The sequence below is a fragment of the Streptomyces sp. NRRL F-2664 genome, from assembly GCF_000719345.1.
Taxonomy (GTDB): domain Bacteria; phylum Actinomycetota; class Actinomycetes; order Streptomycetales; family Streptomycetaceae; genus Streptomyces.
This window is the reverse complement of the sequence record NZ_JOFX01000039.1, coordinates 95,485-116,587: the sequence shown is the minus strand read 5'-3', so window position 1 is coordinate 116,587 and position 21,103 is coordinate 95,485. Positions and strand designations below refer to the sequence as shown.

General features: G+C 68.5%; 17 protein-coding genes and 1 tRNA gene. 2 read left to right on the top strand and 16 right to left on the bottom strand.

All coding sequences use genetic code 11. The features are described from left to right. Nucleotides 1–2 precede the first annotated feature (2 nt). The 11 genes from IF89_RS0127800 to IF89_RS0127750 all read right to left on the bottom strand — a co-directional run bounded on the left by IF89_RS0127800 (nt 3) and on the right by IF89_RS0127750 (nt 14,267). Nucleotides 3–3,902, bottom strand: a complete 3,900-nt coding sequence (locus tag IF89_RS0127800; RefSeq protein ID WP_030773790.1) for a DNA-directed RNA polymerase subunit beta' — start codon at nt 3,900–3,902, stop codon at nt 3–5. A 101-nt stretch (nt 3,903–4,003) separates the two neighbouring features. Next, a complete protein-coding gene (gene rpoB / locus IF89_RS0127795; protein ID WP_030026653.1) occupies nt 4,004–7,486 on the bottom strand; it encodes a DNA-directed RNA polymerase subunit beta in 3,483 nt (1,160 codons plus the stop codon). A gap of 569 nt (nt 7,487–8,055) precedes the next feature. Beyond that, nucleotides 8,056–8,439 carry a 50S ribosomal protein L7/L12 gene (gene rplL / locus IF89_RS0127790; RefSeq protein ID WP_030773785.1) on the bottom strand — a complete coding sequence of 128 codons (384 nt, stop codon included), beginning with the start codon at nt 8,437–8,439 and terminating at the stop codon, nt 8,056–8,058. A 111-nt stretch (nt 8,440–8,550) separates the two neighbouring features. Next, entirely contained in the window at nt 8,551–9,081 is a 531-nt protein-coding gene (gene rplJ / locus IF89_RS0127785) for a 50S ribosomal protein L10 (protein ID WP_030773782.1), read from the bottom strand. A gap of 254 nt (nt 9,082–9,335) precedes the next feature. Continuing rightward, nucleotides 9,336–10,214: a hypothetical protein gene (locus tag IF89_RS0127780; RefSeq protein WP_030773780.1), complete on the bottom strand. Its 879-nt coding sequence runs from the start codon at nt 10,212–10,214 to the stop codon at nt 9,336–9,338. A 95-nt stretch (nt 10,215–10,309) separates the two neighbouring features. After that, complete coding sequence (locus tag IF89_RS0127775) at nt 10,310–11,188, bottom strand: LppX_LprAFG lipoprotein (protein ID WP_030773776.1); 879 nt, start codon at nt 11,186–11,188, stop codon at nt 10,310–10,312. Between the two features lie 190 nt (nt 11,189–11,378). Further along, a complete protein-coding gene (gene rplA, locus IF89_RS0127770) occupies nt 11,379–12,107 on the bottom strand; it encodes a 50S ribosomal protein L1 (protein WP_030773774.1) in 729 nt (242 codons plus the stop codon). An 89-nt stretch (nt 12,108–12,196) separates the two neighbouring features. After that, the gene (rplK, locus tag IF89_RS0127765; RefSeq protein ID WP_030773771.1) at nt 12,197–12,631 is read right to left on the bottom strand and encodes a 50S ribosomal protein L11; all 435 of its coding nucleotides are present in this window, start codon (nt 12,629–12,631) and stop codon (nt 12,197–12,199) included. A gap of 183 nt (nt 12,632–12,814) precedes the next feature. Beyond that, nucleotides 12,815–13,726 carry a transcription termination/antitermination protein NusG gene (gene nusG / locus IF89_RS0127760; RefSeq protein ID WP_030773768.1) on the bottom strand — a complete coding sequence of 304 codons (912 nt, stop codon included), beginning with the start codon at nt 13,724–13,726 and terminating at the stop codon, nt 12,815–12,817. A gap of 80 nt (nt 13,727–13,806) precedes the next feature. Next, nucleotides 13,807–14,088: a preprotein translocase subunit SecE gene (gene secE, locus IF89_RS0127755; RefSeq protein ID WP_030773766.1), complete on the bottom strand. Its 282-nt coding sequence runs from the start codon at nt 14,086–14,088 to the stop codon at nt 13,807–13,809. 106 nt (nt 14,089–14,194) lie between these two features. Next, a tRNA-Trp gene (locus IF89_RS0127750) sits at nt 14,195–14,267 on the bottom strand. A gap of 193 nt (nt 14,268–14,460) precedes the next feature. On the opposite strand from IF89_RS0127750, the gene IF89_RS0127740 reads away from it, so the two are divergent. After that, nucleotides 14,461–15,687 carry a pyridoxal phosphate-dependent aminotransferase gene (locus IF89_RS0127740; RefSeq protein WP_030773763.1) on the top strand — a complete coding sequence of 409 codons (1,227 nt, stop codon included), beginning with the start codon at nt 14,461–14,463 and terminating at the stop codon, nt 15,685–15,687. Nucleotides 15,688–15,899: 212 nt separating this feature from the next. Continuing rightward, the gene (locus tag IF89_RS0127735; RefSeq protein ID WP_030773760.1) at nt 15,900–16,919 is read left to right on the top strand and encodes an adenosine deaminase; all 1,020 of its coding nucleotides are present in this window, start codon (nt 15,900–15,902) and stop codon (nt 16,917–16,919) included. Here IF89_RS0127735 and IF89_RS0127730 read toward each other — a convergent pair. From IF89_RS0127730 to IF89_RS0127710, 5 genes are all read right to left on the bottom strand, one after another. Continuing rightward, nucleotides 16,909–17,280, bottom strand: a complete 372-nt coding sequence (locus IF89_RS0127730; protein WP_234327888.1) for a hypothetical protein — start codon at nt 17,278–17,280, stop codon at nt 16,909–16,911. The genes IF89_RS0127735 and IF89_RS0127730 overlap by 11 nt on opposite strands. A gap of 61 nt (nt 17,281–17,341) precedes the next feature. Beyond that, on the bottom strand, nt 17,342–18,397 hold the full coding sequence (locus IF89_RS0127725; protein WP_030773755.1) for a UDP-N-acetylmuramate dehydrogenase: 1,056 nt from the start codon (nt 18,395–18,397) through the stop codon (nt 17,342–17,344). Between the two features lie 79 nt (nt 18,398–18,476). Beyond that, nucleotides 18,477–18,875 (bottom strand): DUF3291 domain-containing protein, encoded by a 399-nt coding sequence (locus IF89_RS0127720; RefSeq protein ID WP_030773751.1) that lies wholly within the window; start codon nt 18,873–18,875, stop codon nt 18,477–18,479. A gap of 53 nt (nt 18,876–18,928) precedes the next feature. Continuing rightward, on the bottom strand, nt 18,929–20,383 hold the full coding sequence (locus IF89_RS0127715; protein WP_030773748.1) for a DHA2 family efflux MFS transporter permease subunit: 1,455 nt from the start codon (nt 20,381–20,383) through the stop codon (nt 18,929–18,931). 83 nt (nt 20,384–20,466) lie between these two features. Next, entirely contained in the window at nt 20,467–21,036 is a 570-nt protein-coding gene (locus tag IF89_RS0127710; protein ID WP_030773745.1) for a TetR/AcrR family transcriptional regulator, read from the bottom strand. Nucleotides 21,037–21,103: the final 67 nt, after the last annotated feature.

Here is a 21,103-nt window from a genome sequence, read left to right as displayed (position 1 = left end):
TGTCAGCCGTTGTACGGGCCGTAGTCGTAGTCCTCCAGCGGGACCGCCTGGCCGGAGCCGGTGCCGAAGGGCGAGTAGTCGATGTCGTCGTAACCGACGGCCGAGTACATCGCGGCCTTCGCCTCCTCGGTGGGCTCCACCCGGATGTTGCGGTAGCGGGCGAGGCCCGTACCGGCCGGGATGAGCTTACCGATGATGACGTTCTCCTTGAGGCCGATCAGGGAGTCGGACTTGGCGTTGATCGCCGCGTCCGTCAGGACCCTGGTCGTCTCCTGGAAGGACGCCGCCGACAGCCACGACTCGGTCGCGAGCGAGGCCTTGGTGATACCCATCAGCTGCGGACGGCCGGAGGCGGGGTGACCGCCCTCGGTGACCACACGACGGTTCTCGGTCTCGAACTTCGACCGCTCGACCAGCTCGCCCGGCAGGAGCTCCGCATCGCCGGACTCGATGATCGTCACGCGGCGCAGCATCTGCCGGATGATGATCTCGATGTGCTTGTCGTGGATCGACACGCCCTGCGAGTTGTAGACCTTCTGGACCTCGCCGACCAGGTGGACCTGGACGGCACGCTGGCCGAGGATGCGCAGCACGTCGTGCGGGTTGGTGGCACCCATGGTGAGCTTCTGGCCCACCTCGACGTGGTCGCCCTCGTGCACGATGACCTTGGCGCGCTTCGAGATCGGGAACGCCGTCTCGTCGCTGCCGTCGTCGGGCGTGATGACGATCTTCTTCGTCTTCTCCGTCTCCTCGATCCGCACGCGGCCGGCGGCCTCGGAGATCGGGGCGACACCCTTCGGGGTACGGGCCTCGAAGAGCTCGACGACACGCGGCAGACCCTGCGTGATGTCGTCACCGGCCACACCACCGGTGTGGAAGGTACGCATCGTCAGCTGGGTACCGGGCTCACCGATGGACTGGGCGGCGATGATGCCGACCGCCTCACCGATGTCGACCAGCTTGCCGGTGGCGAGGGAGCGTCCGTAGCAGAAGGCACAGGTGCCGACCGCGGACTCGCAGGTCAGGACCGAGCGGGTCTTGACCTCCTCGACGCCGTTGGCGACCAGGGCGTCGATCAGGACGTCACCGAGGTCGACGTTGGCCGGCGCGATGACCTTGCCGTCGATGACGACGTCCTCGGCCAGCATGCGGGCGTAGACCGAGGTCTCGACGTCGTCGGCCTTGCGCAGCACGCCGTCCTCGCCGCGGACGGCGATCTTCAGCTTCAGGCCGCGCTCGGTGCCGCAGTCCTCCTCGCGGATGATCACGTCCTGCGAGACGTCCACCAGACGACGGGTCAGGTAACCCGAGTCGGCGGTACGCAGGGCGGTGTCCGCCAGACCCTTACGGGCACCGTGCGTGGAGATGAAGTACTCCAGAACGGTGAGGCCCTCACGGAAGGACGCCTTGATCGGACGCGGGATGGTCTCGTTCTTCGCGTTCGACACCAGACCACGCATACCGGCGATCTGCCGCATCTGCATCATGTTTCCTCGGGCACCCGAGTCAACCATCATGAAGATGGGGTTCGTCTTGGGGAAGTTCGCGTTCATCGCCTCGGCAACCTCGTTGGTCGCCTTGGTCCAGATCGCGATGAGTTCCTGCGTGCGCTCGTCCTTGGTGATCAGACCGCGCTCGTACTGCTTCTGGACCTTCTCGTCCTGCGCCTCGTAGCCCGCGACGATGGTCTTCTTGGCCTCGGGCACGACGACGTCGGAGATGGCCACGGTGACGCCCGAACGGGTCGCCCAGTGGAAGCCGGCCGCCTTCAGGTTGTCGAGCGTCGCCGCCACGATGACCTTGGGGTAGCGCTCCGCCAGGTCGTTGACGATCTCGGAGAGCTGCTTCTTGCCCACCGAGTAGTCGACGAACGGGTAGTCCTCGGGCAGCAGCTCGTTGAAGAGCGCGCGGCCCAGGGTGGTGCGCAGGCGGAAGCTGTCGCCCGGCTGGAACTCCTGCTCGCCCTCCTCGGCGACCGGCGGCACCCAGCCGCGCGGCGGGATGGTGCCCACCGGGAAGCGGATGTCGACGGACGACTGCAGCGCGAGCTCGCCGGCGTCGAACGCCATGGTCGCCTCGGCTGTCGAGCCGAACGCGCGGCCCTCGCCCTTGGTGTCACGGAGGTCACCGTCGGTGGTCAGGAAGAACAGACCGAGGACCATGTCCTGGGTCGGCATCGTGACCGGACGGCCGTCGGCCGGCTTCAGGATGTTGTTCGAGGACAGCATCAGGATGCGGGCCTCGGCCTGCGCCTCCGCGGAGAGCGGGAGGTGCACGGCCATCTGGTCACCGTCGAAGTCCGCGTTGAACGCGGTGCAGACGAGCGGGTGGATCTGGATGGCCTTGCCTTCGACCAGCTGGGGCTCGAAGGCCTGGATGCCGAGGCGGTGCAGCGTGGGCGCACGGTTCAGCAGCACCGGGTGCTCGGCGATGACCTCTTCGAGCACGTCGTAGACGACCGTGCGGCCGCGCTCGACCATGCGCTTGGCCGACTTGATGTTCTGCGCGTGGTTCAGGTCGACCAGGCGCTTCATCACGAACGGCTTGAAGAGCTCCAGCGCCATGGCCTTGGGCAGGCCGCACTGGTGCAGCTTCAGCTGCGGACCGACGACGATCACGGAACGCGCGGAGTAGTCCACGCGCTTGCCGAGAAGGTTCTGACGGAATCGACCCTGCTTGCCCTTCAGCATGTCGCTGAGGGACTTCAGCGGGCGGTTGCCGGGGCCCGTCACCGGGCGGCCGCGACGACCGTTGTCGAAGAGCGCGTCCACGGCCTCCTGGAGCATGCGCTTCTCGTTGTTCACGATGATCTCGGGCGCACCGAGGTCGAGAAGGCGCTTCAGGCGGTTGTTGCGGTTGATCACGCGGCGGTACAGGTCGTTCAGGTCGGAGGTCGCGAAGCGGCCACCGTCCAGCTGCACCATCGGACGCAGGTCCGGCGGGATGACCGGCACGCAGTCGAGCACCATGCCCTTGGGCTTGTTGCTGGTCTGCAGGAACGCGGAGACGACCTTGAGGCGCTTGAGCGCACGGGTCTTCTTCTGGCCCTTGCCGGTGCGGATGATCTCGCGGAGGCGCTCGGCCTCCTCCTCGAGGTCGAAGGACTCCAGGCGCTTCTGCAGCGCGGCGGCGCCCATGCAGCCGTCGAAGTACGTGCCGAAGCGGTCGCGCAGCTCGCGGTAGAGCAGCTCGTCGCCCTCCAGGTCCTGGACCTTGAGGTTCTTGAAGCGGGCCCACACCTCGTCGAGGCGGTCGATCTCGCGCTGGGCGCGGTCACGGAGCTGCTTCATCTCGCGCTCGGCGCCCTCGCGCACCTTGCGGCGCACGTCGGCCTTGGCGCCCTCGGCCTCGAGCTCGGCCAGGTCGGACTCGAGCTTCTTGGCACGGCCTTCGAGGTCGGCGTCGCGGCGGTTCTCGATCTGCTGGCGCTCGACGGAGACGTGGGCCTCCAGCGACGGCAGGTCGCGCTGGCGGCGCTCGTCGTCGACGAACGTGATCATGTACGCGGCGAAGTAGATGACCTTCTCGAGGTCCTTCGGCGCGAGGTCCAGCAGGTAGCCCAGGCGCGACGGGACGCCCTTGAAGTACCAGATGTGGGTCACGGGGGCGGCAAGCTCGATGTGGCCCATCCGCTCACGGCGCACCTTGGCGCGCGTGACCTCGACGCCACAGCGCTCACAGATGATGCCCTTGAAGCGGACACGCTTGTACTTGCCGCAGTAGCACTCCCAGTCCCGGGTCGGACCGAAGATCTTCTCGCAGAAGAGTCCGTCCTTCTCGGGCTTCAGGGTGCGGTAGTTGATGGTCTCCGGCTTCTTTACCTCGCCGTGCGACCAGGTTCGGATGTCGTCCGCGGTGGCAAGGCCGATCCGCAGCTCGTCGAAGAAGTTGACGTCGAGCACTGTGCGTCAATCCCTCTTTCGGGGTCGTGTCTCTTGATCAGTGGTCTGAACGGTCCCGGGGATGACGGGGGGCTCTGTTCGTGAGCCCCCCGTCAGGCCCGTCAGACCTCTTCGACGCTGCTCGGCTCGCGCCGGGACAGGTCGATACCGAGCTCCTCCGCCGCGCGGAAGACGTCCTCGTCGGTGTCGCGCATCTCGATGGACATGCCGTCCGAGGACAGCACCTCCACGTTGAGGCAGAGCGACTGCATTTCCTTGATGAGCACCTTGAAGGACTCGGGAATGCCCGGCTCGGGGATGTTCTCGCCCTTGACGATGGCCTCGTAGACCTTCACGCGGCCGGTGACGTCGTCGGACTTGATGGTCAGCAGCTCCTGGAGGGCGTAGGCGGCGCCGTAAGCCTCGAGCGCCCACACCTCCATCTCACCGAATCGCTGGCCACCGAACTGTGCCTTACCACCCAGCGGCTGCTGCGTGATCATCGAGTACGGACCGGTCGAACGGGCGTGGAGCTTGTCGTCGACCAGGTGGTGGAGCTTGAGGATGTACATGTACCCGACCGAGATCGGGTCCGGGAACGGCTCGCCGGAGCGGCCGTCGAACAGGCGCGCCTTGCCGGACGGGAGGACCAGGCGGTCACCGTCGCGGTTCGGGATGGTGTGCTCGAACAGGCCGGCGAGCTCGTCCTCGCGGGCGCCGTCGAACACGGGGGTGGCGACGTTGGTGCCGGGCTCGACGCGGTCGGCGCCGATGGCCTTCAGTCGCTCGGCCCACTCCTCACCCAGACCGGAGACGTCCCAGCCGCGGCTGGCGAGCCAGCCGAGGTGGATCTCCAGGACCTGCCCCGGGTTCATTCGGGACGGGACACCCAGCGGGTTCAGGATGATGTCGACCGGGGTGCCGTCCTCCAGGAACGGCATGTCCTCGATCGGGAGGATCTTGGAGATGACGCCCTTGTTGCCGTGGCGGCCGGCGAGCTTGTCACCGTCGGTGATCTTGCGCTTCTGGGCGACGTAGACGCGGACCAGCTGGTTCACGCCCGGGGGAAGCTCGTCGCCCTCCTCGCGGTCGAAGACGCGGACGCCGATGACCTTGCCGATCTCACCGTGGGGGACCTTGAGCGAGGTGTCACGCACCTCGCGGGCCTTCTCACCGAAGATCGCGCGGAGCAGGCGCTCCTCCGGGGTCAGCTCGGTCTCACCCTTGGGCGTGACCTTGCCGACCAGGATGTCGCCGGCGACGACGTCCGCACCGATGCGGATGATGCCGCGCTCGTCGAGGTCCGCGAGGACCTCCTCGGAGACGTTCGGGATGTCCCGGGTGATCTCCTCGGGGCCGAGCTTGGTGTCACGGGCGTCGACCTCGTGCTCCTCGATGTGGATCGAGGAGAGGACGTCGTCCTGCACGAGGCGCTGCGACAGGATGATCGCGTCCTCGTAGTTGTGGCCTTCCCACGGCATGAACGCGACGAGCAGGTTCTTGCCGAGGGCCATCTCGCCCTCTTCGGTCGCCGGTCCGTCGGCGAGGACCTGGGACTCGACGATCCGGTCACCCTCGTTGACGATGACCTTCTGGTTGACCGAGGTGCCCTGGTTCGACCGGGAGAACTTCGCGACGCGGTACGTGGTGTACGTGCCGTCGTCGTTGGCGACGGTGATGTAGTCGGCCGAGACCTCCTGGACGACACCGTCCTTCTCCGCACGGATCGAGTCACCGGCGTCGACCGCACAGCGGTACTCCATGCCGGTGCCGACGAGCGGGGCCTCCGCCTTGATGAGCGGAACGGCCTGGCGCATCATGTTCGCGCCCATGAGGGCACGGTTGGCGTCGTCGTGCTCCAGGAAGGGGATCATCGCGGTCGCGACGGACACCATCTGGCGCGGGGAGACGTCCATGTAGTCGACGTCGCCGCCGGCGATGTAGTCGATCTCGCCGCCACGGCGGCGGACCAGGACGCGGTTCTCGGTGAAGCGCATGTCCTCGGACAGGGCCGCGTTGGCCTGCGCGATGACGAAGCGGTCTTCCTCGTCGGCCGTGAGGTAGTCGACCTCGTCGGTGACGACGCCGTCGATGACCTTGCGGTACGGGGTCTCGACGAAACCGAACGCGTTGACGCGGCCGTAGGAGGCGAGCGAGCCGATCAGACCGATGTTCGGGCCTTCGGGGGTCTCGATCGGGCACATGCGGCCGTAGTGCGACGGGTGGACGTCTCGGACCTCGAAGCCGGCCCGCTCACGGGACAGACCGCCGGGGCCCAGCGCCGACAGGCGGCGCTTGTGGGTCAGGCCCGAGAGCGGGTTGTTCTGGTCCATGAACTGCGACAGCTGGCTGGTGCCGAAGAACTCCTTGATGGAGGCGACGACCGGCCGGATGTTGATCAGGGTCTGCGGCGTGATCGCCTCGACGTCCTGGGTGGTCATGCGCTCGCGCACGACGCGCTCCATACGAGCCAGACCCGTGCGGACCTGGTTCTGGATGAGCTCGCCGACGTTGCGCAGACGACGGTTGCCGAAGTGGTCGATGTCGTCGGTCTCGACCACGATGGAGCGGCCGGACTCGCCGATCGTCTCGGTCTCGCCGGCGTGCAGCTTGACCAGGTACTTGATCGTGGCGATGACGTCGTCGGTGGTGAGCACACCGGCGTCGAGCGGCTCGTCGGCGCCGAGCTTCTTGTTCACCTTGTAGCGGCCGACCTTGGCGAGGTCGTAGCGCTTGGGGTTGAAGTAGAGGTTCTCCAGCAGCGTCTGAGCGGCCTCACGGGTCGGCGGCTCGCCCGGGCGCAGCTTGCGGTAGATGTCGAGCAGCGCGTCGTCCTGGCCCTGGGTGTGGTCCTTCTCCAGGGTGGCGCGCATGGACTCGTACTCGCCGAACTCCTCGAGGATCTGCTCGGTGGTCCAGCCGAGAGCCTTCAGGAGGACGGTGACGGACTGCTTGCGCTTGCGGTCGATGCGGACACCGACCATGTCGCGCTTGTCGATCTCCATCTCCAGCCAGGCACCCCGGGAGGGGATGATCTTGGCGGAGAAGATGTCCTTGTCGGACGTCTTGTCGATGGAGGAGTCGAAGTAGACACCGGGGGAGCGGACAAGCTGCGACACGACGACACGCTCGGTGCCGTTGATGACGAAGGTGCCCTTGTTGGTCATGAGCGGGAAGTCGCCCATGAAGACCGTCTGAGACTTGATCTCTCCGGTCTCGTTGTTCGTGAACTCGGCCGTGACGAACAGCGGAGCCGCGTACGTGAAGTCGCGCTCCTTGCACTCGTCGACGGAGTTCTTCGCCGGCTCGAAGCGGTGGTCGCGGAAGGTCAGCGACATCGACCCGGAGAAGTCCTCGATCGGCGAGATCTCCTCGAAGATCTCTTCCAGACCGGACTTGGTGGGGACGTCCTGTCCACTCTCAAGCGCCGACTCGACGCGAGACTTCCAGGCGGCGTTGCCGAGCAGCCAGTCAAAGCTCTCGGTCTGCAGCGCCAGGAGGTTCGGAACCTCGAGCGGCTCCTTGATCTTTGCAAAGGAGATGCGCAGCGGGGCGGTGCTGGCACCGTTGTTCGTATTGGTCGAGGCGTTGCGCGAGGCGGCCAAGAGGGGGTCCTTCCGAGGGCTCGGACTCACTACGCGCGTACCGGTCCCAGCAGACACAGAAGACAGGCCCCCCGATTCCGGCCCAAAAGGCCAGGTCAGGGCAGATCAATCAAGTGTGCTCAAGCGTGGGCATGTCCCTGGCGACGGGCAGGGGACAGCTAACAGGCAGCGCAAAGGGTCAGTGTAGCCACTCGGCTCACTGATGTCCAGACCAGGTCTCCGGAAACCGGCAACAGGCCCTTCCCCATGTCGTTCAACCCTGCGTCCAACACTGCGGCTCTCGTACACAGAGCGCGTATCAGTACTGCCCTCTTCGTAGTCGATCCATGCCTCGGATCTCTGATCGAGGATGGCCGACCTCTCGACGGGTCTGAGAATTGCGCGCCGCGACCCGTTCGTCAAGGCCCCCTGCTCCGAGCGGATCATCTCCGGACCCTGCGTCGGGGCAACGATGATCACCCTACTCCCCAACGAGACCAGGGCAAGTCAGGCACTGCGAATACGCCAAAGGGCGACCACCCTTACGGGTGATCGCCCCTTGTGGAGGCCGTCAGACGGCCTCGGAGGTGTTACTTGACCTCGACGGAGGCACCGGCACCCTTGAGGGCCTCGGCGGCCTTGTCAGCGGCCTCCTTGTTGACCTTCTCGAGGACGGGCTTCGGCGCACCGTCGACGAGGTCCTTGGCCTCCTTCAGGCCCAGGGAGGTCAGCTCGCGCACGACCTTGATGACCTGGATCTTCTTGTCGCCGGCGCCGGCGAGGATGACGTCGAACTCGTCCTTCTCCTCAGCGGCCTCGACCGGGGCGCCCGGGGCACCCGGGGCGGCAACGGCGACGGCCGCGGCGGCGGTGACGTCGAACTTCTCCTCGAAGGCCTTCACGAACTCGGAGAGCTCGATGAGGGTCATCTCCTCGAACTGGGCGAGGAGGTCGTCCTGAGAGAGCTTCGCCATGATGGGCGATCCTTCCACTAATTCGGCAGGTGCCGATGTGTCTATAGAGGCGGGCGTAACGGCCCGCTACGACCCGCGCACTAGGCGGCGCGGATCAATGCGCGAGCCGAATTACTCGGCACCGCCCTGCTCGGCCTGCTTGGCGCGAAGAGCGTCCACGGTGCGGACGAGCTTCGACGGCAGCGCCTGGAAGAGCTGAGCAGCCTGCGACTGCTTGCCCTTGAACGCGCCGGCCAGCTTGCTGAGCAGAACCTCGCGGGACTCGAGGTCCGCAAGCTTCTTGATGTCGTCGGCGGAGAGAGCCTTACCGTCAAGGACACCGGCCTTGATGATGAGGTTCGGGTTCTCCTTGGCGAAGTCACGCAGAGCCTTCGCCGACTCCACCGGGTCACCGGTGACGAAGGCGACCGCAGTCGGACCAGCGAAGTGCTCGTCCAGCGCGGTGATCCCGGCCTGGTTGGCCGCAATCTTGGTCAGCGTGTTCTTCACCACGGCGTACTGGGCGTTCTCACCGAGGGAGCGACGCAGCGTCTTGAGCTGCGCGACGGTGAGACCCCGGTACTCGGTCAGCACGGCGGCGTTGGAGCTCTGGAACGCGTCCGTGAGCTCGGCCACCGATGCAGCCTTGTTGGGCGTCGGCATGGTGCGTTCGCCTCCTTCCGGGTGATGAGGACCGCTCAGAAGGGGCTGACATACAAAACGCCCCGGCGCAGGCGCCAGGGCGTAGCTCGACCGGAACGAATCCGGGAGCATTCCACAGTCACCTGCGCGGGTCGTCCGCAGTAAGCGGATCCTTCGGCCACCGCACCCTGGGGCACAGCAACGACCAGCGGTCTTTGGCTTCCGGGGAAGACTACGTGAAGCGTTCCGGTCGAGGCAAATCGGTCAGCGGCCGGTCAGCTGCGGAGCCCGGGCAGCCCGGCGTCCCGCAGCGTCTTGTCGGCCTCTTCCAGGTCCTTGTCGGCCTGTTCGAGGTCGGCGTCGACGCCCTTCATCACCGCGTCGAAGCTGACCACCTGGTCGGCGGGCGGGGGCTGGACGGGGGCCGGCCTGCCGAAGTCGGAGAACTTCGCCGTGGTCTTCGACGTGCCCTTGTCGTCCGTGCTGGAGCTGTCGACGCGCACCGGGTAGCCGTCCGCGCCGATCCAGAGGTCCACCTCGAAGGCGGTGATGTGCTTCACGGACTCGTGGAGGTACTGGCGGTTCTTGTCCTCCATGGCCCGGGTGGACTCGTCCGCCTTGAGCAGGTCCGCGTTGGTGAAGCTGCCTTTGTAGTGCTGGGCGTCGATGCCGTCGGTCTGCTCGGCCCCGACGTGCGTGAGCTTCTCCTGCCCGAGCAGCATGGCGAGGTACTCGGCGGGGTCCTCGTTCAGGCGGACCCCCGGCTTGCCGTCCTTGGACAGGTCCATCTGCATCCAGGTCCTGCCCTTGAGGGGCTTGTCCAGCTGGGTGTAGACCGTGTCGCCCATCATGATCGAGCGGCTGTCGGGCTCGCCGCCGCCCTTGAGGACCACGTCGTGGCCGGACGGGTACCAGCCCTTCGTACCGGACTGGGAGCTGACCTTGCCCTCCTTGTCGACGGTGGACAGCTCCGCCTTGGCGAACTTGGCGGCCACCGTCTTCAGGTAGGACGCCTTCACGGCCTCCACCGGGTCGTGCGCCTTCGCGTCGGCCCCCTTGGCCCCGTCGGCCCCGCCGCAGGCCGTGAGGCCGCCCGCGAGAAGTGCGGCACCGGCCATCGCCACGCCGGTCCGGGTCCGGACAGCGCTGTTCATCTGGTTCTCCCCCGTGAATGGTTGTTGCGCGCCGCGCCGCCGCCGTGGAGCGGCAGCGCGACGGTGCTGCGGTCGTACGGTGCTGCGGCAGCGGATCAGGCGGAGCCCTCGTCGGCGCCCTTCATCATCTCGGCGAGGTCGACGACCTGCTCGGCCGGCGGTGCGGTGACCTCGACGGGCTTGTTGACGTCCAGGAACTTGATGGTGATGTCCATCGGGCCGGACGTGCCCGTGCCCCGGGTACGGACCTGCTTCGCCTGGTCGTTGTCGTCGATCCAGAGGTCCATGGTCAGGGTCTTGATGCCCTGGGCCTCCAGTGCCGCGACGTTCTTCTCCTGGCGCTCCTTGGCCTCCGGAGTGGAGGCGGCGCTGCGCGACCGCAGCTCGTCGACCGAGACGGTGCCGCTCAGGTGCGTCGTCCTCCGGCCGTCGATGGTCTCGTCGCCGACCTTCTTGAGGTCCTTGGCGGCGCTCAGGCCGTCGACCGTGTCGGCCGGGTTCTGACCCTGCTGGGCCGACCCGAGCGAGTCCAGTTGCTTGGCCTGCTCCGGGGCCAGGGCCTTCAGGTCGAACTTCAGCCACTTGCTCTCGGCGCCCAGGTACATGGCGCCGTCGAGGAGGCGGATCTGCACCTTCTCGCCGGGCTTTTCGGGCGAGTCCATCGTCATCGACATGGCCACGGTGGGCTTGAGCCGCATGGCGGCCTCGCCGCTGATCCTCTTGCCCGCCGCGTCGCCCGAGAGGGTGTAGCGCAGGGAGGTGATCTCCTCGGACTTCTTCTTCGTCTTCTCCAGGTACGCGGCCGGCGTCACCTCGCCCGGCGTACCCTCCGCCGGCTTCTGCGCGGCCGCGGCCGGCGCGGGCGCCCCGGTGTCCTTCGTGGCGTCGTCGCCCTTCTCGCAGGCCGTGGCCCCGGCCGTGAGCAGAAGGGCGGCCGCGACGGCGGCGACGGTCTTCTTGCGGTATGCCTTCATGCGTTCCCCACCCCGTGTCGGTGGCGGCGCATGGTCTCCGGCGATGTCGCCCGCGCCGCCGTCCGTACGACTGTACGGCTCGACACCGACGATGATCACACGGGGCTCGCCCGGAGAAGCGAAAAACGGGCCCCTCGCCGCCCGTGAAGGGGGCGAGGGGCCCGTTCAGCCACTCGGTGAGCCGTCAGGCTCAGACAGCAGCCGGGTCTTCCTCGACGAGGAGGTTCCGGGTGCGGTTCGGGTCCAGCTGGATGCCGGGGCCCATGGTGGTGCTCAGGGCGGCCTTCTTCAGGTAGCGGCCCTTGGCGGCGGACGGCTTCAGACGCAGGATCTCGTCCAGGGCCGCGCCGTAGTTCTCGACGAGCTGCTCATCGGAGAAGGAGACCTTACCGATGATGAAGTGCAGGTTCGAGTGCTTGTCGACGCGGAACTCGATCTTGCCACCCTTGATCTCGGTGACAGCCTTCGCGACGTCCATGGTGACGGTGCCGGTCTTCGGGTTCGGCATGAGGCCACGGGGACCCAGCACGCGGCCGAGGCGGCCGACCTTGCCCATGAGGTCCGGCGTGGACACGACGGCGTCGAACTCGTTCAGGCGGTTGCCCTTGGCGATCTCGTTGATCAGCTCGTCGTCGCCGACGATGTCGGCGCCGGCGGCTTCCGCGGCCGCTGCACGGTCACCGGTCGCGAAGACCAGGACCCGGGCGGTCTTACCGGTGCCGTGCGGGAGGTTCACGGTGCCGCGGACCATCTGGTCGGCCTTGCGCGGGTCGACACCCAGGCGGAAGGCGACCTCGACGGTGCTGTCGAACTTGGTCGAGGAGATCTCCTTGGCGAGACGGACGGCCTCGAGCGGGGCGTACTGCTTCTCCCGGTCGATCTTGGCGTCCGCAGCGCGGAGAGTCTTGCTGCGCTTCACTTCAGCTCCTGTATTTCGGATTCAGGCATGGAGTCGTGGTGCGGGCCAGCGCTTGGCCCTACCACTGGTGGTGCTGGGCGGTGGCTGGATCAGCCCTCGACCGTGACGCCCATCGAGCGCGCGGTACCGGAAATGATCTTCACGGCGGCGTCGATGTCGTTGGCGTTCAGGTCGGGCATCTTCAGCTCGGCGATCTCGCGGACCTGGGCAGCCGTGAGCTTGGCGACCTTGGTCTTGTGGGGCTCGCCGGAGCCCTTCTCGATGCCCGCGTGCTTCAGGATGAGGCGCGCCGCCGGCGGAGTCTTGGTGATGAAGGTGAAGGTGCGGTCCTCGTAGACCGTGATCTCCACCGGCACGACCATGCCACGCTGCGACTCGGTCGCGGCGTTGTAGGCCTTGCAGAACTCCATGATGTTGACGCCGTGCTGACCGAGCGCGGGGCCGACCGGCGGAGCCGGGTTGGCCGCACCGGCCTTGATCTGGAGCTTGATAAGCCCCGTGACCTTCTTCTTCTTGGGAGGCATTGCTCTCTCCGGGTCCTAGTGAGAGTTTTCAGCCGCCCATCCGGTCATCCGGATGGAGGCATACCGCACCACGATAACGGGTATCAGTGCGGGGCTAAAAACCGAGCAGGTCAGACCGCCCACGAGGGGTGGTCTGACCTGTCCGGAAGCGGTGGCTCAGAAGCCGTGATCCAGGGGAGTGGATCAGTTCTTCTGGATCTGGTCGAAGCTGAGCTCGACCGGGGTCTCGCGACCGAAGATCTCGACGAGGCCCTTGACCTTCTTCGAGTCGGGGTTGATCTCGTTGATGGTCGCCTGGAGCGTGGCGAACGGACCGTCGGTGACGGTGACCGAGTCGCCGACCTCGAAGTCCAGGACCTCGATGGTGCGCTTGACGGCGGGCGCGGGCAGACCGGCCTCTTCCGCGGCGGCCTTGGCGGCCTTCTCCTGCGCCTCCGGGGCGAGCATCTTGACGATCTCGTCCAGGGTCAGCGGGTACGGGTCGTAGGCGTTGCCCACGAAGCCGGTGACGCCGGGGGTGTTGCGGACGACGCCCCAGGACTCGTTCGTCAGATCCATGCGGACGAGGACGTAGCCGGGCAGCTTGTTCTGCCGGACGTTCTTGCGCTCGCCGTTCTTGATCTGGACGATCTCTTCCTCGGGCACCTCGGCCTGGTAGATGAACTCCTCGACGTTCAGCGAGACGGCGCGCTGCTCCAGGTTGGCCTTCACGCGCTTCTCGTAGCCGGCGTAGGTGTGGATCACGTACCACTCGCCGGGGAGGAGGCGCAGTTCCTCGCGCAGGGCCTGGATCGGGTCGACCGGCTCGGCCTCTTCGGCGTCCTGCGCGGTCTCGGCGCCGTCGGCGGCCTCTTCGAGCTCGGCGTCGGGCTCGGCGGCCTCGTCGTCGCCGGCCTCGGCCTCGGCCTCGTCGTCGTCCGACTCGACCTCGTCGTCGGAGACGTGCAGCGCGGCCTCCTCGGCGGCGTCACCCGCCTCGATGTCGGCGAGCTCGGCCTCGTCGGGGTCCACAGCGTCTGCCGCCTCGACGATGTCGAGCTCGTCCTCGACGGACTCGACGGAGTCGTGGCTCGCGTTCAGGTTCGGGTCAGACACGGTGGCTGCTTCTTCCTGGAAAAAGTGGTGGAACATGCGAAAAGGGGCGGCACCCATCAAGGCGCCGCCCTCCGCGGGGATCAGCCGAAGACGAACTTGATGGCTTCCTGGAACCCATAGTCAATCACGGTCACCAGAGCGATCATGATGACCACGAAGACAATCACCACGGTGGTGTACGTCGTGAGCTGATTGCGAGTGGGCCAGACAACCTTGCGGAGTTCCGCGACGATCTGGCGGTAGAACAGCGCGAGACGGCCCAGAGGACCCTTCTTGCCGCGCTTGCCGCCCTTGCGGGCCTTCTTCTCGCGCGTCTCGTCCTCGGCGTCAGGCTTGTCGATGGAGCCCAGGGCGTCCGTCACGTCTCTCACCTGAATCCGGGTCGTGGCCGTACCGCGCCCGGTTGCGCCGCACGGCGTTGCATCTAAGTACGTACCTGCGCACACACATCCGAGAAGGAGTGTGGAGCAGGGCCGGAGGGACTCGAACCCCCAACCGCTGGTTTTGGAGACCAGTGCTCTACCAATTGAGCTACGACCCTTTGCGTCCCCCAACCTACCGCATCCGCGCGAGTGCACGGAGTGCTCACGCTTTGCAGCGGTCGGCGAGGTCCAACGACAGGTGAGTGTACGTGAACCGGGCCGTGACGTCGAACAGCACCCGGGCTGACATGCTCCGGTCCGTTGACTGAAACGGTGTGCCGCGTCTCATCGCCGTCTGGGACGATTGCCGGTATGACCTCTGCAACGCCTTCCTCCGAGCGCCGGGTGTCCGCCCGTATCGGCGCCATTTCCGAGTCCGCCACCCTCGCCGTGGACGCCAAGGCCAAGGCCCTCAAGGCCGCCGGACGCCCGGTGATCGGCTTCGGCGCGGGCGAGCCCGACTTCCCGACCCCGGACTACATCGTCGAAGCCGCGGTCGAGGCCTGCCGCAACCCCAAGTACCACCGGTACACGCCGGCCGGCGGCCTGCCGGAGCTGAAGGCCGCCATCGCCGCCAAGACGCTGCGCGACTCCGGCTACGAGGTCGAGGCGTCGCAGGTCCTGGTGACCAACGGCGGCAAGCAGGCGATCTACGAGGCCTTCGCGACCGTCCTGGACCCGGGTGACGAGGTCATCGTCCCGGCCCCCTACTGGACCACCTACCCGGAGTCGATCCGCCTCGCGGGCGGTGTCCCGGTCGAGGTCGTCGCCGACGAGACCACCGGCTACCGCGTCTCCGTCGAGCAGCTGGAAGCGGCACGCACCGAGCGCACCAAGGTCGTCCTGTTCGTCTCCCCTTCCAACCCGACCGGTGCGGTCTACAGCGAGGCCGACGCGAAGGCGATCGGCGAGTGGGCCGCCGAGCACGGCCTGTGGGTGCTGACGGACGAGATCTACGAGCACCTGGTGTACGGCGACGCGAAGTTCACCTCGCTGCCGGTCCTCGTCCCCGCGCTGCGCGACAAGTGCATCATCGTCAACGGCGTGGCGAAGACGTACGCGATGACGGGCTGGCGCGTGGGCTGGGTCATCGCCCCGCAGGACGTCGTCAAGGCGGCGACGAACCTCCAGTCGCACGCCACCTCCAACGTCTCCAACGTGGCCCAGGTCGCCGCGCTGGCCGCCGTCTCGGGCGACCTGGACGCGGTCGCCGAGATGCGCAAGGCCTTCGACCGGCGCCGCCAGACGATGGTCAGGATGCTCAACGAGATCGAGGGCGTCTTCTGCCCGACCCCCGAGGGCGCGTTCTACGCCTACCCGTCGGTCAAGGACCTCCTGGGCAAGGAGATCCGCGGGAAGCGCCCGCAGACCTCCGTCGAGCTGGCGGCCCTGATCCTCGACGAGGCAGAGGTCGCGGTCGTCCCCGGCGAGGCCTTCGGCACCCCGGGCTACCTGCGCCTGTCGTACGCCCTGGGCGACGAGGACCTGGTCGAGGGCGTGTCCCGCATCCAGAAGCTCCTGGCGGAGGCCAAGGCCTAGGCCTCAGGCGGCCCGCAGCACGAACTGGGCGGCGGCACCCGAGGGGTGCCGCCGCCCAAGCATTTCCGGCCCTGCCGGCTCATCCAGCCCCGCCGGCGTTTGAGGCGCGGGGGCCCGGGGGCAGCGGCGGCGCGCCCGCTCACCCGTTCGCGCAAGCCCCCGATCGGTAAATCCCCCTCCCGCCGAGCGCAGCGGTACGGCAGGATCACCGGATGGAGCACGTACGCGATCTCACGCTTCTGCCGAAGGCCCACCTCCACCTGCACTTCACCGGCTCGATGCGACCATCGACCCTCTTGGAGCTCGCCGACAAGTACGGCGTACGCCTTCCCGACGCCCTGACCGCCGGGGAGCCGCCCAAGCTGCGCGCCACGGACGAGCGGGGCTGGTTCCGCTTCCAGCGGCTCTACGACGCCGCCCGTTCCTGCCTGCGCGAGCCCGACGACATCCGGCGCCTGGTGCGGGAGGCCGCGGAGGAGGACGTCCGCGACGGCAGCGGCTGGCTGGAGATCCAGGTGGATCCCACCTCCTACGCTCCGCTGCTCGGCGGGATGATCCCGGCCGTCGAGATCATCCTGGACGCCGTCGACGCGGCCTCCCGCGAGACCGGCCTCGGCATGCGCGTGCTCATCGCCGCGAACCGCATGAAGCACCCCTTGGACGCCCGCACCCTGGCCCGGCTCGCCGTGCGCTACGCCGACCGCGGTGTCGTCGGGTTCGGGCTGTCCAACGACGAGCGCCGCGGCATGGCGCGCGACTTCGACCGGGCCTTCGCCATCGCCCGCGACGGCGGTCTGCTGGCGGCCCCGCACGGCGGTGAGCTCACCGGCCCGTCCTCGGTCCGCGACTGCCTCGACGACCTGCACGCGGCCCGTATCGGGCACGGTGTCCGGGCCGCGGAGGACCCGCGGCTGCTGCAGCGGCTCGCGGACCGGCAGATCACCTGCGAGGTGTGCCCCGCGTCGAACGTCGCCCTGGGTGTGTACGAGCGGCCCGAGGACGTCCCGCTGCGCACGCTGTTCGAGGCCGGGGTGCCCATGGCGCTGGGTGCGGACGACCCGCTGCTGTTCGGGTCCCGGCTGGCCGCACAGTACGAGATCGCCCGCCGCCACCACGGCTTCACGGACGCGGAGCTCGCCGAGCTGGCCCGCCAGTCGGTGCGGGGCAGCGCCGCGCCGGACGAGGTGCAGGCGAAGCTGCTGGCGGGGATCGACGACTGGCTCACCGGGTGAGCCGCAGGTCTCCCTCGTAGCAGTCGGCACGTACGCGGCGGCCGTTCGGGAAGCCGATCTCCAGGTGGGTGCGGCCCTGTTCGGGCAGGGCGAATTCGGCGACCGAGGAGACGGTCTCCCCGAGGTGGCGCAGGAAGGGGTGGTCGCCGAGGTCCTCGCCGACCTCGATGCGGCCCCACTCCCCCATGTCGTACGGCTCGTGGGGCGGGGCGGACTCGACGATGAGGCACTGGTCGGAGCCGGTGGTGATCCGGATCGTGTCGCCGACGCTGTCGATCAGCCAGACGTCGAGGGGGGCCTCGGAGCGTTCGCCGTCACTGACGTGCCAGGACGCGACGACCCTGCTGAGCGTGCGACCCACGAGCCGAGTGGGGTCCGTACCGGCCCCGTGAAGGGGACAGAGCATGGGCGGCCGGGGCTCCTCAGATGCTGACGCCGACCGTCACCGGCTCGTTGACGAGGGTGACGCCGAAGGCGGCGTGGACGCCGGCGACGACCTCGCGGGCCAGGGCGAGGAGGTCCTCGGTGGTGGCCCCGCCGCGGTTGGTGAGGGCGAGGGTGTGCTTGGTGGAGATGCGGGCGGGGCCGGTGCCGTAGCCCTTGGTGAAGCCGGCCTTGTCGATCAGCCAGGCCGCGCTGGTCTTCGTACGGCCCTGGCCGGCGGGGTAGGCGGGTGGGGCGGTGTCGGGGCCGAGGCGGTCCTGGACGCGGGTGAGGAAGGCGGCGTAGGCCTCGTCGGTCAGGATCGGGTTGTGGAAGAAGGAGCCGGCGGACCAGGTGTCGTGGTCGGCGGGGTCGAGGACCATGCCCTTGCCGGCGCGCAGGCGCAGGACGGTCTCGCGGGCGGTGGCGGCGGGGACCCGGTCGCCGGCCTCGACGCCGAGGGCGCGGGCGGTCTCGGGGTACTTGATGGGCGCCGAGAGGCCGCCGGCGTCCTCCAGGGCGAAGCGCACGCGCAGGACGACGTAGCGGTCAGGCTGGTCCTTGAAGGTGCTGTTGCGGTAGCGGAAGGCGCACTCGGCGGCGGTGAGGGTGACCGTTTCGCCGGTGGTGCGGTCGTAGGCGACGACCTCGGTGATGGTGTCGCAGACCTCCTGCCCGTACGCCCCGACGTTCTGGATCGGGGTGGCGCCGGCGGAGCCGGGGATGCCGGCGAGGCATTCGATGCCGGCGAGCCCTGCTGCGACGGTGCGGGCGACGGCGTCGCTCCAGTTCTCGCCGGCGGCGAGTTCCAAGGTGGTGCCGTCGAGGGTGAAGCCGGTCGTCGCGATGCGCAGGGCGGTTCCGTCGAAGCCGCGGTCGCCGATGACGAGGTTGCTGCCGCCGCCGATGATCAGGAGCGGGGTGCCGCTCTCGTCCGCAGCCCGGACGGCGGCGACCACTTCGGCGTCGGTGGTCGCGGTGACCAGACGCGCGGCGGGGCCACCGAGGCGGAAGGTGGTCAGCGGGGCGAGGGGGGCGTCGTGGAGTTCCTGCACGTGGACAAGAGTACGGTCCGTGCCCCGCGCATCCTTGCGGGGCACGGACCGTACGCGTAGGTCCCTCCGTGCCGGCGGGTCAGCGGCCCGCCTGCTGCTCGGCGAGGCGGCGCTCGGCCTCGGCCCAGGTGATGGGCAGCTCGGCGGCCGGCGCGGTCCAGTGGACGAAGACGGATTCCCGCATGTACGCGCCGGCGGCGCGGGCGCTGGTGCGGTGGGGCTCGGAGCGGGCGAAGCGGTACAGCGCGTCGCGGTCCTCCCACGCGGAGAGGGTGAGGAAGGTGCGCTGCAGGAGGCGGGCCCGGAGGGCGACTCCGTGGGCGCCGGGGGCCTTGCGCATCTGGCGGACGATGCCGGGGGCCTTGAGGAGGAACCTGATGGCGCCGGTGAGGGTGGCGGTCTCGAAGCGGGAGGCCATGACGTGGGCCTCGGCGCCGGGCTCTGCCGGGGTGGGCACGGACCAGGGGATGTCGGGCATGACGTGTTCTCCTGTCGCTCTGGGTGCGGGGACGGTCGGTGTGCGATGGGCGGTCAGCTCGCGGCCGGCACCTTCTCGGGGCCCGTGGCGGTCCGGCCCGCGAGGACCGGGGCAGGGGCGGTCGCGGACCTGCGGGGTACCAGCAGGGCCAGTGCGGCGGCGAGGGCGACCGCTGCGGCGCCCACCCACAGGGCCGGGACGGTGCCGTCGGTGAAGGACTGCGGGGAGGCGTAGCCGCCCTGGGCGGAGAAGACGGAGGCCAGGACGGCGACGCCGAGGGCTCCGCCGACCTCGCGCAGGGCGTTGTTCGCACCGGAGGCCCTGCCCTGGTCGGCGGGGCGGACGGTGGACATCAGGACATGGGCCGCGGGGGCGAAGTAGAGGGCCATGCCGATCCCGCTGAGGATCAGCGGCGGCAGCTGTGCGGCGTACGAGACGTCCGTGCTCAGGATCGCGGCGAACCAGCCGAGGCCGAGGGCCTGGAAGGCCAGTCCGGCGGCGACCACGGGGCGGCCTCCGATGCGGTCGGCGAGGATCCCGGCCAGCGGGGCCACGATCATCGGCATGCCGGTCCAGGGGAGCATGCGCAGGCCTGCTTCGGTGGGCGAGTGGCCGGCGACGCCCTGGAGGAACTGGCTGAGCAGGAAGATCGAACCGAACATGCCCAGGTACATCAGCAGGCCGGCCAGGTTGATCCCCAGGAAGCCGCGGTCACGGAAGAGCCGCATGGGGAGCATGGGGTTCGCGGCGCGGGAGCCGTGGTACACGAAGCCGGCGACGAGGGCGGAGCCGAGGACCAGGCCGGTGAGGACGGGGGCGCTGGTCCAGCCCTCGGCGTTGGCGTTGACGAGGGCATGGACGATGCCGAAGAGGCCACCGCTGATCAGGAGGGTGCCGGGGACGTCGAGGCGGGCGCCCGGGGCGGTGGACTCGGCGAGGCGGAGGCGGGCGAGCGGGATCAGGGCCAGGCCGATCGGCACGTTGAGCCAGAAGATCCACTGCCAGGAGATGTGCTCGGTGAGGCTGCCGCCGATGAGGGGGCCGCTGGCGACGGCCAGGCCCGTGACGGCGCCGTAGATGCCGAGGGCCGTGCCCCGGCGGGCGGCCGGAACGGCCGCGGTGAGGAGGGTGAGGGTGAGCGGCATCATGACGGCTGCGCCCACGCCCTGCACGGCGCGGGCGGCGATGAGGGCCTCGATGCTGGGCGAGAGGGCGGCCGTGGCGGAGGCGCCGGTGAAGACGGCGAGGCCGGCGATGAACAGCCGGCGGCGGCCGAAGCGGTCACCGAGGGCCGCGCCGAACATGAGGAGGACGGCGAAGGTGAGCGTGTAGGCATTCACCGTCCACTCCAGGTCCTCCAGCCCGCCGCCGAGGTCGGCGCGGATGGCGGGGAGGGCGGTGGTCACGACCAGGTTGTCGAGGGCGGCCATGAACCCGGCCACGGCGGTGAGGACGAGGGCCCAGACGGCGGGCCCGCGCAGTGCTGTTCCTGCTTCCGGTGTGTGCATGATGTCCCCCTGCGGTTGTTAGTTATTGCTGACTAACTTGCATGGACGTGCGGATGCGCGAAGGTCCGCGCACGCGTCCGCCGTCACCTCTCCGACCGGCCCGTGACCCGCGTCGTGGGGTAGAACCCCTCCCACACCCGATGCCCGGGCGGGAAGCCCATCGCGGCGAGCGTGTTGATCAGCATGCCGTAGGCCATGAACGTCGTGGTCTCCTTCGCATCCGCACCCAGCGGCAGGTGCACGGTGTCCCAGAGCTCCATCCAGCCCTGGCGGACCAGCTCGCCCAGCGCGTGGTCGCCGGCCGCTTCCGCGGCGGCGACGGTGACGTACATCTGGAGCTGCATCTGGAGCTTGTCCGGATCCTCGGTGATCAGTCGGGTGTACGCCTCGGCCATGGCGCGCTCGGCCTCTTCGCCGCTCAGCCCCTCGACCGCGGCGGCGAACACCTCACGCGTGTCCCTCAGGCAGCGCTCGGACGCGGCCAGGAAGATCGCCTGCTTGTTGGGGAAGAGCCGGAAGAGGTACGGCTGCGACACCCCGACCCGCCTGGCGATCGCCTCGGTGGAGGTCCCGTAGTACCCGCCCCGGGCGAACTCGTGCATCGCCGCGCGGATGACGCTCTCGCGTCGCTCCTCTGCGCTCATCCTTGCCATGCGATGAAGTTAGTACGCAATCACTAACTTGGTCAAGGGCTCGACGACCGGGCCGACCCGAGCCGGG